General features: G+C 74.2%; 8 protein-coding genes. 1 reads left to right on the top strand and 7 read right to left on the bottom strand.

Going from position 1 to position 12766, the window contains the following annotated elements:
- Positions 1-167: 167 nt before the first annotated feature.
- The 7 genes from trxA to ACIQOW_RS08190 all read right to left on the bottom strand — a co-directional run bounded on the left by trxA (position 168) and on the right by ACIQOW_RS08190 (position 10795).
- Positions 168-494 (bottom strand): thioredoxin, encoded by a 327-nt coding sequence (gene trxA, locus ACIQOW_RS08220; protein WP_188297695.1) that lies wholly within the window; start codon positions 492-494, stop codon positions 168-170.
- Between the two features lie 129 nt (positions 495-623).
- Complete coding sequence (gene trxB, locus ACIQOW_RS08215; RefSeq protein WP_401081053.1) at positions 624-1589, bottom strand: thioredoxin-disulfide reductase; 966 nt, start codon at positions 1587-1589, stop codon at positions 624-626.
- 173 nt (positions 1590-1762) lie between these two features.
- The gene (locus ACIQOW_RS08210) at positions 1763-2716 is read right to left on the bottom strand and encodes a hypothetical protein (RefSeq protein WP_401081050.1); all 954 of its coding nucleotides are present in this window, start codon (positions 2714-2716) and stop codon (positions 1763-1765) included.
- Positions 2713-3420, bottom strand: a complete 708-nt coding sequence (gene sigM, locus ACIQOW_RS08205) for an RNA polymerase sigma factor SigM (protein ID WP_401081047.1) — start codon at positions 3418-3420, stop codon at positions 2713-2715. The genes ACIQOW_RS08210 and sigM overlap by 4 nt, the downstream gene beginning before the upstream one ends.
- 46 nt (positions 3421-3466) lie before the next feature.
- Positions 3467-5425, bottom strand: coding sequence for a protein kinase family protein (locus ACIQOW_RS08200; protein WP_401081044.1), 1959 nt, complete (start codon positions 5423-5425; stop codon positions 3467-3469).
- A gap of 299 nt (positions 5426-5724) precedes the next feature.
- Positions 5725-8178, bottom strand: coding sequence for a murein biosynthesis integral membrane protein MurJ (murJ, locus tag ACIQOW_RS08195; RefSeq protein WP_401081041.1), 2454 nt, complete (start codon positions 8176-8178; stop codon positions 5725-5727).
- 58 nt (positions 8179-8236) lie between these two features.
- On the bottom strand, positions 8237-10795 hold the full coding sequence (locus ACIQOW_RS08190; RefSeq protein WP_401081039.1) for a DUF6049 family protein: 2559 nt from the start codon (positions 10793-10795) through the stop codon (positions 8237-8239).
- Positions 10796-11170: 375 nt separating this feature from the next.
- Between ACIQOW_RS08190 and ACIQOW_RS08185 the strand changes: the two genes are divergently transcribed.
- Positions 11171-12595 carry a CCA tRNA nucleotidyltransferase gene (locus ACIQOW_RS08185; RefSeq protein ID WP_401081368.1) on the top strand — a complete coding sequence of 475 codons (1425 nt, stop codon included), beginning with the start codon at positions 11171-11173 and terminating at the stop codon, positions 12593-12595.
- Positions 12596-12766: the final 171 nt, after the last annotated feature.

Below are 12766 nucleotides of genomic sequence, written 5' to 3'. Positions count from 1 at the left end.
GGCGGGGCGGGTCGGCGGCGGGCGCCAGGCGCCGGCGGTGCGGCCCTTCTTGCGGGGCCCGGGCCGGCCGGCCCGGGGGCGGCCGGGGGGACGGGGGGGGGCCCCGGGGGGGGCGGGGCCCCCCCCGGCGGGGCCCCCCGCCGCCGTGCGGTCGACGACCGGAAGGCCTAGATGAACTCGGCCAGCTCGCGCAGCAGCGCGGCCTTCGGACGGGCACCGGTGATGGACTTCACCGGCTCGCCGTCCTTGTAGACGATCAGCGTCGGGATCGAGATGACGTTGTACTGGGCGGCGGTCTGCTGGTTGGTGTCCACGTCGAGCTTGGCGATGGTGAGCTTGTCGCCGTGCTCGGCCGCGATGTCCTCCAGGACCGGGGCGACCTGGCGGCACGGGCCGCACCAGGTGGCCCAGAAGTCGACCAGGACGGGCTTGTCGCTCTTCAGGACGTCGTTCTCGAACGTCGCGTCGGTGACTGTGGTGGTGGCGCCGGCCACGGGAACTCCTCGGGATCGGACGGAGGGGGCTGCTGTCGGGAGAACAACGGGTGGGCCCGTTCTGTTTCTGCCCGGCCGGGGCGGGGGTGTTTCACGTGGAACACCCCCGCGGGGTGGAGCGGGAGGAGGTCAGACCGCGACGGCGGCGGCCTTGGCCTCCAGGTCGTCCAGCGAGGCCAGGTAGCGCTCGGCGTCCAGGGCGGAGGAGCAGCCGGTGCCGGCGGCGGTGATGGCCTGGCGGTAGGTGTGGTCCACGACGTCGCCGGCGGCGAACACGCCGGGGATGTTGGTCCGGGTCGAGGGGGCTTCGACCTTCAGGTAGCCCTCGGCGTCGAGGTCCAGCTGGCCCTTGAAGAGCTCGGTGCGCGGGTCGTGGCCGATCGCGATGAACAGACCGGTGACGGCCAGCTCGCGGGTCTCGCCGGTGGTGGTGTCGCGCAGGGTGACGCCGCTCAGCTTCGGGTCGCCGTGGATGGCCTCGACCGCGCTGTCCCACTCGAAGCGGATCTTCTCGTCGGCGAAGGCACGCTCCTGCATCGCCTTGGAGGCGCGCAGGCTGTCCCGGCGGTGGATGATCGTGACGCTCTTGGCGAAGCGGGAGAGGAAGGTCGCCTCCTCCAGGGCGGTGTCGCCGCCGCCGACCACCGCGATGTCCTGGTCGCGGAAGAAGAAGCCGTCGCAGGTGGCGCACCAGGAGACGCCGCGCCCGGAGAGCTTGTCCTCGTTCGGCAGACCGAGCTTGCGGTGCTGGGAACCGGTGGTGACGATCACGGCGCGCGCCCTGTGAACGTTGCCCTCGGAGTCGGTGACGGTCTTGACGTCGCCGGTGAGGTCGACCGCGACGATGTCGTCGGGGATCAGCTCGGCGCCGAAGCGCTCGGCCTGGGCCCGCATGTTGTCCATCAGCTCGGGGCCCATGATGCCGTCCCGGAAGCCCGGGAAGTTCTCGACCTCGGTGGTGTTCATGAGCGCGCCACCGGCGGTGACGGCCCCCTCGAAGACCAGCGGCTTGAGGGAGGCACGGGCCGTGTAGAGCGCGGCCGTGTACCCGGCCGGGCCGGAACCGATGATGATCACGTTACGGACGTCGCTCACTGCTTCTCCTGGTTCGCATCGCGACCCGCGTTTGCTGCGGGGAGGGCGGTCCTGCTCCGCCGCCCGGGACAACGACTGACCAGTCTCTCGCATTCCCAGGCGGATCAGTACCAGGCGCCCGGAGTCCGGAAGCGGCGTGCCGCCGTCGGCGTGGATCGCATGGGAACCGTCGGTCAGTGGCTGGGAACGGCCTGGTGGAGGAGGACCGGGCCGCAGTCGGGGGAGCGCAGGTAGACGTCGACGAAGCCGGGCCGGCCGGGCAGCGGGTAGACCAGGACGTCGACCGGGGCGCCGTGGAAACCGCCCCGGTCGGTGGCCAGCGGGGTGCCGTCGGCGAGCGGCGGGCAGGCCTCCCCCGAGGGGGAGGGGAGGGGGCCGTCGGCGGGCGGGGCGCCCTCGGACCGGGCGGGTTCGGTGGCCCGCAGCCCCGGGGCGGTCTCCGAGCGGGCCAGCAACTGCTGGATCCGGGCGGCGAGTCCGTCCTCGCGGTAGTCGGTGCCGGCGCCCGCCGCGTGCGGGGTCCTGGCGCCGTGGTCGTCGGCGGTGGCGCTCGGGGCGCTCGGGGCGCCCGCGCCGACCGTCACCGCGTCGGACCTGCCGTCGGGGTGCGGCAGCAGTGCCCCGCCGAGGCCGAGGGCGGCCAGGGCGGCGGCCGCGCCGAGCAGCAGGGCGAACCGCCGTCGGCGGGCGCGGCCGGGGCCGGTGGCCGAGCCGGACCGTCCGGCGGGCCGGGACGGAGGGCCGGAGGAGAGGCCGGAGGAGGGCGCGGGGGGCGTCGCGGCGGAGCGTACGGGCCGTGCCGGGGCCTCGGTCCCGCGGACGGCCGCGGGGGCCTCCTGAGGCCGCTCGACGGCCTCCCGGTCCGTTCCGGCGGCGGCCTCGGCCAGCGCCGCGTCCATCCGGGCGGCGACGTCGGCCGGCATCGGTTCGGTCGGGACGTCACCGAGCAGCTCCCCGACCTCGGTGAGCGCGTCGACGGTCTCCCGGCACTCGGCGCAGCCGTCCAGGTGGCGCCGCAGCGCCCCGACGGTGCCGGGGGAGTCGATCAGCCCCTCGGCGAGGTCGGCCAGCTGCTCGACCGGAGGGTGGTCGTCGGCGGGTCCGGGGGAGGAGAGGTGGGCGTTCATCGGGTGCTCGCGTCTCCTTCCAGAATCGTCCGACCGCTGCTCGGGCCCGTCCCTGTGACGGTGGCGGGGCCCTTCGGGTTCCCCGGGGCCTCCCGGCGGGCCGGCGGGGCCGAGCCGGGGGAGGCCGGTGTTCCACGTGAAACATCCCGGTCGCGCAGATGCCGGACGAGGGGGAGCAGCCGGGCCCGGCCGCGGGCACAGCGGCTCTTCACGGTGCCCACCGGGACGCCCAGCAGCTCGGCGGCCTCGGCGACCGGGTAGCCCTGCATGTCGACCAGGACCAGCGCCGCCCGCTGTTCGGGGGGCAGCTCGGCGAGCGCCGCGGTCAGCTCGCGGTGCAGCTCGGCCCTGACCACCGGGGAGTCGGCCGGTTCGGCGGCGCCGAGCAGGGCGTCCAGCCGCTGCGGGTCCTCGTCGAGCGGGGCGGTGCGGCGGGTGGCCGTGCGCCGGGCGCGGTCCAGGCAGGCGTTGACCACGATCCGGTGCAGCCAGGTGGTGACCGCGGAGCGGCCCTGGAAGCCGGCCGCGGAGCGGAAGGCGGAGACCAGGGCGTCCTGGAGGGCGTCGGCGGCCTCCTCGCGGTCGGCCAGGGTGCGCAGGGCGACCGCCCAGAGCCGGTCGCGGTGGCGGTTCACCAGCAGGCCGAAGGCCTCGGGATCGCCGGCGACGTGCCGGGCGAGCAGCGCCGCGTCGTCGTCCGCCACCGTCACCCCTTGTCCCCTCGCAGTCGTGCCGGGCCGGCCGGCCCGGTCAGCCGGAGACCTTGACCTCGGCGACCTGGCCGGTGAACCGTCCGCCGCCATCCTTCGGCAGGGCGGTCAGCCAGAGCAAGAGGTAGCGCGTGGTGACCGGCGATTCGAGGGTGTACTCGGCGTTGGGCCCGCTCTTCTTGCCGACGACGGTGAAACCCTCCAGCGATGCCTGCATCGGGTTGGCGGCGGAGGCCGCGGTGGGCACCCGAAGCTCGGCGGTGTGCTCCCCGACGAACTGGACGTTCACCGAGGAGACCGCCTGCGGAGAGCCGAGGTCGATCATCAGGCCGGTGCCCGACTTGAGGGCGGGCGGCTTGGTGCCGAACTGGTCGGCGTACCACTGGGTGGTCCAGACCGTGTTCGGGTCGTTGTCGACCGCCTTCGCGGGGCTGTCCTTCCCCTCGGTCCCGTCGCCCAGCGGGTTGTACGACTGCGCGCCCTTGATGGCGATCGGCCCCGGGTTGTGGGTGCTGGCCTGCGGGCTCGGCGAGGTGCCGCCGGTCGAGGGGGCCGTGGAGGCGGCGGCAGGGCTGTTGTTGTGCAGGTAGCCGACGAACTGCCAGGAGGCGACGCCGATCGCGCCCAGCGCGACCGTCCAGGCGGTGGCCCTGACCACCCGTCGCAGCCGCCGCCGGGTGCGCCGGGAGGAGGTGGGACGGGAGGAGGCCGGCAGCGGGGCGACGGTGTTGTCGGCGACCCGGGTCGGGTTGGGCGCGGTGGGCAGGGCGTGGGTGTTGTGCCGGGGCGGGGCCTGGAAGGCGGGCAGCTCCGGCTCGGGCTGGCGGATCTTGGGCAGCCGCGCGATCGCCCGGACGAGCTCCTCCGGGGTGGTGATCGGCTCGGCGTGGTGCGGCGGGTGGTCGAACAGGGACCGCGCGGCAAGGTCGGACAGCCCCCGGTGGACCCCGGCGCGGACCTGGTCCGGCGCGGCGTTCTGGAGGCCCTTCGGCAGGCCCTGGAGGTCGTAGCGGTCCTCGGGGTACGGCCAGCGGTGGGTCAGCGCGGCGAACAGCAGCGCGCCGATCGCACGGGTGTCGGCCCGCTGGGCGTCCTCGGCCTCCTCCTCGGGCAGCCCGCGCAGGGCGGCGTCCACCGCGATGCCGTTGATCCGGTACTGGCCGCTGTCGGTGCGCAGCACGCAGCGCGGGGTGAGCCGCAGGTGGGCCTGGCCGCGCCGGTGGGCGGCCGCGACGGCGTCGGCGACCTGGCGGACCATCTGGTACGCCTCGTGCGGCTCCATCGGGCCGTTCGCGAGCAGCCTGGCCAGGTCGGAGGAGTGCGGCAGCCACTCTCTTACGACGTAGACCAGTTCGCCCTCGTGCACGGCGTCCAGCACCTGGACGAAGCGCGGGTCGCCGAGCAGGGCGGCGGACTTGGCCGCGGCCAGCACCTTGCGGGCCCGCTGGTGGCCGGAGGCCATCAGGTGGACGCCGACGGCCCGGCGCAGCTTCTCGTCGACGGCGCGCCAGCTGCTGAAGGTCTCGGTCTGGGAGATGCACTCCTCCAGCCGGTACCGGTGGCCGATCATGTCGCCGCTGCGGCGCGCCGGGGCGGGGAGGGTGCGCGGGAGGGTGGCGGTGTCGCGCGGGTCGACCGTGGGCTGCGGGTCGGTGGGGCGGCGAGCCGGGCGGGCCGGCTCGGGAGCGGGCTTCTTCCGGGGCGGGCCGGCGGCCAGTTCGGCGCGGATCTCCTGGACCGAGAGCGGAGCGGTGATCTCCGAGGTCTCCTCGCCGACGGCGGGCTCGGGACCGGTGGCCCGTACGTCGTCGTCGGTCCCGTCAGCGTCGGTGCTCCCGGGGGCGGCGACAGCGGCGGTGCCCTTGCCGGCCTCCGTGGAGGCGCTCTCGCCGGCGTCGTCCGAGCCCGCGAGCTCGTCGATCGCCGCGGCCAGCGCGGCCTCGTCCGCCGCCGCGTCAGCTGCTGACGTGTCGACGACCGCCTTGGTGCCATCAGCCACCGTGGTCCTGCCTCCCCTTGTGTCGCCCCGAGAGAGTCGCTGGAGTGCCGGGGTTGACGGCCCCGTGCTCCAGGACAATTGTGCCCACTCTTCTCCACCTGGTACGACCGCTGAGGGGCCCGCACGGTTGCCCGGGGTGGAGAGATGTGGTGCAGATCCGACACCGGGTCGCCATCCGGCGGTCGGGCGGACCCGAACGAACCGGCGATCCAGCACTCGGCCGGACGAGCGCGGGAGCCCTGCGGGCTCCGGTTGACGCCCGGTCAGGGCGTCCGCTCGTCCGGCCGGTCGTCGGTCGGTCAGCGGCCCAGCCGGCCGCGGACCATGCCCAGCATGGAGTTCAGCTCCTCGATCCGCAGCCGCTTCGCGACGAGCACGAAGACCGCCAGCTGGAGGCCGCCGGCCGCGACCAGGGCCGCCACGCTGCCCGGCCACCCGCCGAGCGCCTGCTGGACGCCCAGGCTGACGCCGAGGCCGACCAGGGCGGCCGGGACGCAGGCGGCGGCCAGCCGGCTGTACGTCCTGCCGACCCGCTTGGTGTCCAGCCCGCCGATCCGCTTCTTCAGCTTCGGCATCGCGACCACCACACCGATGGCGTAGGCCAGGCCGTAGCCGAAGGCGATGCCGATCACCGTCCACTCGGCGGGCAGCACCAGCCAGCACAGCACCGCGAAACCGGCCTGGCAGGCCGCGACCCAGACGGTGTTGGAGAACGGGGTGCGGGTGTCCTCGTAGGCGTAGAAGCCGCGCAGCATCACGTACTGGGCGGAGTACGGGATCAGTCCCAGCGCGAAGGCGGAGAGCATCAGACCGATGTTGGTGGCGTCGTCCAGCACGGTGTCGTTGCCGCCGACCGCGTAGATCGCCCGGCCGATCGCCGGGCCGAGCGACAGGAACAGGAAGGCCGCCGGGACGACCGCCACCGCGGTGGTGCGCAGGCCGTAGGAGATGTCGTCTCGCACGGCGCCGGCGTCCTCGTCGGCCGCGGCCCGGGAGAGCCGGGGGAGCACCGCGCTCATGATCGAGACGGTGATCACGGCCTGCGGGAGCTGCCAGATCAGCAGCGCGTTGGAGAACGCGGCCAGGCCGACGCCGCCGTGTCCGGCCGCCGCCGCGGCGGCGCCCGCCTTGGTGGACAGCTGGGTGATCACCAGGTAGCCGGCCTGGTTGGCGAGCACGAAGAAGAACGTCCACTTGGCGAGCCGGGCGGCCTTGCCGAGGCCGTGGCCGCGCCAGTCGAAGCGCGGCCGGTAGCGGAAGTCCGCCCCCCGCAGGTACGGGATCATCGCCAGCGACTGGACGACCAGACCGACCAGGGTGCCGAGGCCGAGCAGCCGCACGCCCTCGGGGGAGATGGTCTCGGGGGCGACGTGGGTGCCGCCGAACCCGCCGTAGACCCAGATGTAGGCGGAGAAGGTGAAGATCACCACGATGTTGTTCAGGACCGGGGTCCACATCATCGCGCCGAACCGGCCACGGGCGTTGAGGATCTGGCCCATCACCACGTGGATGCCCATGAAGAAGATGGACGGCAGGCAGTACCGGGCCAGCGCCACCGTGGTGTCGGCGCGCTCCGGGTTGGCCATCATCGGCTCGGCGATCAGCCGCACCAGCACCGGTGCCCCGAGCACCGCCAGGAAGACCACGCCGCCGAGCCCGACCATCACCAGGGTGAGCAGCCGGCTGGCGTAGGCGGTGCCGCCGTCGGCGTCGTTCTTCATGCTGCGCACCAGCTGCGGCACGAAGACCGCGTTCAGCGCGCCGCCGCCGATCAGGATGTACAGCAGGGTGGGCAGGGTGTTCGCCGCGTTGTACGAGTCACCCATCACGACGACGCCGATGGCCGCGGTGATCACCATGGTCCGGACGAAGCCGGTGCCGCGGGAGACCAGGGTGCCGGCCGCCATGATCGCGCTGGAGTTCAGCAGGCTGGCGACCTTGCCGCCACCGCCGGGTGCGGCGGCGGGCGCGGGCGCCTGCTGTGCGGCCTGCTCGTCGGCGAGGACGTCCGCCGGAGGCTCGACCGCCGGGGGCACCGCGACGGCGGCCACCTGCATGGTGGCCTCCTCCTCGGAGAGCGGCGGGTCGAACTCGATCGGCGGCACGAAGTGGTGCTGCCCGCCGGGAGCGCCGCCGTACTGCGGCTGTCCCGGGTAGCCGCCCATCGGCGGGTACGGCGCGGGGCCGGCCGCGGGGGCGGGCGGCTGGACCGGCTGCGGGGCGGGCTGCGGGACCGGCGGCTGGGCCGCGGCCTGCGTCGGGTGGCCGCCGAACAGCGCGTCCACCCCGACGTACTCGGTGGTCTCGCTGTCCCAGGCGGAGTGCGCCGGGCCCGGCGCCCACTGCGGCGCGGGCTGCTGGGCGCCGCCCCAGTGGCCGCCGGCGGCCTGGGCCGGCTCCTGCGGCCAGGCGGGCTGGACCGGGGCGTCCCAGCCGGGCTGCACCGGCGGCACCGGGGGCGAGAACTGCTCCGGGGCCTGGTACGGGTTCGCCGGCACCGGCGTCGGGTAGCCGCCGCCCTGCGGCGGCAGCTGCGGCGGCACGTCGTACGCGGCGGCCGGCGGCTGCGGCGCTGCGGGCCGACCGGCCCGCAGACCGTACGGGTCCTGGCCGTCCTGCGGGTTCCCGTAGGCGTCCGCGGCGTACGGATCCTGGGCGTAGGTGTCGGCCACGTACCAGTCGCCGGACGGCGACTCGGCGCCCGGCCGGCTCTCACCGCGGCCCGGCGGCCGCTCCTCGCTGCGCCCGGTCATGTCACCTCTTCGCTGTCGTGGGGGGAGGCCGGCCCGGGGGTGCGGGGGGTCGGCGGTATCAAGGACCAACCTTCTCATCACCGGCGGCCCGATCCCGGCCATCCGGGCTGCTGCCGCGCGGTGTCTGTGCGGGACCGCCACCAGCGGTGTCGTCCGTCCCACCGGTCCCCTCCGGTGCGGGGGGCCCGGCGGGATCCTGCCCGGAATCCCGTTCCGCGCCCTCCGCGGTGTCCGCCGCCGGGCCCGAGGCCGGGCCTGTCGCGTCCGCCGCGGCGCCGCCCGTCGGGCCGCCCGCCGCCGGGCCGTCCCCGACCGGCTGGTCGCCGTCCTCGTGCTGCTGCCCGCCGCGCCGCTTGCGCTGGCGCACGAAGCGCAGCGCGGCCAGCAGCAGCAGGACGCCGGCGCCCGCGAAGACGTACAGCACGCCGTTGGTCACCGAGGTGACGTCCACTCGGAACGGCTGCGGCTCGCCGTACGGCCGGGAGTCGGGGCCGGTGGTCCACAGCTGGGCGATCATCGCGACCTCCCCGTTGCTGTGCGCCTCGGCGTTGAAGCGGATGGTCACGCTCTGCGAGGCCGGGAGGACCAGCTGCTCCTCCCGGCTCACCCGCAGCCTGTTCGGCTGGGCCGAGGTGAGCACCAGCTTCAGGTTGGTGACCGTCTGGGTCAGGTCGTTGCGGACGCTGACCTGGAGCAGACCGGTGTCGCCGGCCAGGGTGACCCTGTTCTTCTTCGGCACCTGGACGGCTTCGGTCAGTTCCTTCAGGTACTTCGTGACGCCGGTGCGGTAGCTGTTCCCGGCCGTCGGCTGCCCGCGCCACTCGGTGGACAGCGAGCGGACCATCGCGGCGCTGAACGGACCGCGCACCCGCTGCGGCAGGGTGAGCACCCGCATCAGGGTGTCCAGGTCGTGCTGGATGTCGTCGGTGCTGCTCAGGTCGGCCGCCGAGAGTTCGGAGGCCCGGGTCTGGGGCGGGTAGTCGGTGGCCGCGGGGACGGCGGTGCTGGCCTTCGGGTCGGCCGCGGACTGGGCGACCGTGTCCAGCTTGACCGAGGAGATCCACTTGCCGTCCGCGGTCTGGAGGGCGTTCGCCAGCGCCTTGGCGTTGGCGGCGCTCAGCTCGCGCGGCGGCATCACCAGCAGCGCGCGCTGGTTCTGCGGCTGCTCGTGGGTGATCGCGAAGGTCTCGGCGAGGAAGCGCTGGGTCGCCTCGGTCTGCGCCTGCGGGCTGCCGAGGTCCTTCTCGAAGAGCGCGGAGACGGTCTCGTCGGCCACCACGGCGGTCTGCCCGTTGCCGATCGGGCGGACCGCGGTCGGGGTGTAGGTGAGCGCGTCGGACTCCGGCATGCTCCCGCCGTTGACCAGCACCAGCCCGCTGCCCGACTGCTGGGCGAGGGCGGCGACCTGCTGGTCGAGGTAGCCCTGGAACGGCCAGGCGACGTCGGAGCGGGTGTCCACGGCGAGCCGGCCCTCGACGGTCAGCCGGCCGGCCGTGGCCGCCTTGCCCAGCGCGACGGTCATCCCGGTCAGGTCGGCGCCGTTGTGCGCGATCGAGGCGAGGTCCGGGTCGGCGTACGGCAGCGAGACCACCTGGTGGCCCTGCCTGGCGACGGCGGCCCGCAGTTTGTCCAGCCAGGCCGCGGCGGCGGCGGAGCCGGTGCCCTGGACGACGTTGTCCTCCTTGGCCGACTTGCCGCTGTCCTCGGTGCCCGGCTTCTGCACCTTGTAGGGCTTGGTCATCGCGAGCGCGGTGTCCAGCAGGTCCGGGTCGATCACCCAGGTCAGGCCGTTCAGCCTGGCGCCGGTGTCGACCAGCTCGTACAGCCGGCCGCCGGGGGCGAACTCGGCGGCCAGGCTGTCGTCACGCAGCACCGGGATGCTCTGGTCGGACTCGGCGAAGGTCTGCGCGGCCATCACCGGCGGGTGCACCAGCGGCCAGAGCGTGGTGACCTTCGTGGGCTGCGCCTCGGCGCCCGCGTTGTACGGCAGGAAGGTCCTGGCGATGCCCAGGGCGCGGTCGCGCGGGTTGTCGGCGGTCCCGCCCCAGGCGTCCACCGCCAGCTCGTACGCGCCGCTCGTGGAGAGCCCGAGGTCGCTCACCGCGACGCTCAGGGTGTACGGCTGGCTCTGCCCCGGGTTCAGCTCCGGCAGGGCGTACTGCGGGCTGTCCAGCTCGACGCCGTCCTTCGAGTCCGGCACCGAGCGGCCGGCCACGTTGGCCAGATCGCTGCGCCGGTCCAGCGGCTTGAGGGAGTACGGCTTGCGGACGGCCGCGTGGGCGCCCTTGACCGCCGTCTTGCCGGCGTTGGTGACGTTTCCGGAGATCGTCACGATGCCGTTCGGGACGGCCACCTGCGGGCTCAGCGCGTCGATGGTCATCACCACCGGGTACTCGGCAGTGACGGAGGAGTCGGAGGCCGGCCTGGCGTTGCCGCCGGCGGGCAGCGCGCCGGCCGGGGAGGCCGTGAAGAGGGTCAGGGCGGCCGCGCAGGCGGCGGCCAGGCGCAGGCCCGCCCGGCGGGCCCGACGGGCCGGATGGCGCCCCTCGGCGGGGCGCTCGGCCCGTCCAGGCTGTCGGTGCGCTCCCAGGCCCGAGTGCCGTGCCGGCTCACTCACTCGCTTCGCCCTCGCCGTTCTCGATCGATTCGCTGCCGATGCCGTCCGGCGCGGTCCGCCCGACGGTCTTCGCTTCACACTTCTGGAACTCTTCTGGAACTCTTCGCCCGACGCCGTCGCCGCCCCGCTGCCGCGGGGATTCCGCGGACGGGGGCAGCACGCGACACCGCATCCCCCGTCCGGTGCCCGAGACTCGTCCACCGGCATGGTAACGATGCGGCCTGGGGTGCAGTGTTGCGGGCTGTGGGGTGAGACGCCCAAAACGCGCGGGCGGTTGACCTGTCGGGGCACGTACCCTTGTGAGCCGTGTCCACTGCCAATGAGCCCACCGCGCGCACCGACCGTTCCAGCACCGCCGTCCAGGCCGTACCAGGCCTGAGCGAGGCCCAGACCCTCGGCCTCCAAGAGCTGCTGCGGGTGTCGCCGGTCGCCGACGAGATCGCCCGCCGGTTCCAGGCGGCCGGTCACCGGCTGGCGCTGGTCGGCGGGTCCGTCCGGGACGCGCTGCTCGGCCGGCTCGGCAACGACCTGGACTTCACCACCGACGCCCGCCCGCAGCAGGTGCTCAAGCTGGTCAAGGGCTGGGCGGACGCGGTCTGGGACGTCGGCATCGCCTTCGGCACCGTCGGCGCCCGCAAGGACACCCCCGAGGGCTCCTTCCTGATCGAGATCACCACCTACCGCTCCGAGGCGTACGACCGCACCTCGCGCAAGCCCGAGGTGACCTACGGCGAGACCATCGAGGAGGACCTGGTCCGCCGGGACTTCACGGTCAACGCGATGGCCGTCGACCTGCCCGGCCGCGGCTTCGTCGACCCGCACCACGGCCTGGACGACCTGGAGGCCCGGGTGCTGCGCACCCCCGCCACCCCCGAGGAGTCCTTCTCCGACGACCCGCTGCGGATGATGCGGGCCGCCCGCTTCGCCGCCCAGCTCGACTTCGACCCGGCGCCCGACGTGGTCGCCGCGATGGCCGCGATGGCCGAGCGGATCACCATCGTCTCCGCCGAGCGGGTCCAGGCCGAGCTGAACAAGCTGCTGCTGGCCGAGCACCCGGTCAAGGGCCTGCGGCTGCTGGTCGACACCGGCCTGGCCGGGTACGTGCTGCCCGAGCTGCCCGCGCTGCGGCTGGAGCGGGACGAGCACCACCGGCACAAGGACGTCTACGAGCACTCGCTGACCGTCCTGGAGCAGGCCGTCGCCCTGGAGCAGGACGGTCCCGACCTCATCCTGCGGCTGGCCGCGCTGCTGCACGACATCGGCAAGCCGCGCACCCGCCGCTTCGAGTCGGACGGCCGGGTCTCCTTCCACCACCACGAGGTGGTCGGCGCCAAGATGACCCGCAAGCGGATGCGCGAGCTCAAGTACTCCAAGGAGCTCATCGAGGACGTGTCGCGCCTGGTCGAGCTGCACCTGCGCTTCCACGGCTACGGCGGCGGCGAGTGGACCGACTCCGCGGTGCGCCGCTACGTCACCGACGCCGGTCCGCTGCTGGAGCGCCTGCACAAGCTGACCCGCTCGGACTGCACCACCCGCAACAGGAAGAAGGCCACCGCCCTCTCGCGCACCTACGACGGCCTGGAGACCCGGATCGCCGAGCTGCGGGAGCGGGAGGAGCTGGACGCCGTCCGCCCGGCGCTGGACGGCAACCAGATCATGGAGCTGCTCGGCCTCACGCCGGGCCCGCAGGTCGGCAAGGCGTACAAGCACATGCTCGAACTCCGGCTGGAGCACGGCCCGATGGAGCACGACGAGGCGGTCTCGGCGCTGCGGGACTGGTGGGCGGGGCAGCAGGGCTGAGCCCGGCTCCGGACCTCCGGGGACGGCTGCGGACACGACACGAGGGGTGGGCCCCGCCCGCGGCCCGGGCCCCCCCCCCCCCCGGGGCCTCGAAAAGAAATTCGAAAGGGAGAGCAACGACAGGGAGCGCCGGGGGTTTGGGTGCGTGGGGGTTTAACACAGGTGCCACAA

Source organism: Kitasatospora sp. NPDC091335, from assembly GCF_044757205.1.
GTDB lineage: Bacteria > Actinomycetota > Actinomycetes > Streptomycetales > Streptomycetaceae > Kitasatospora.
Note: the sequence above shows the minus strand (reverse complement) of the source record. Positions and strands in the feature narration are given on the sequence as shown.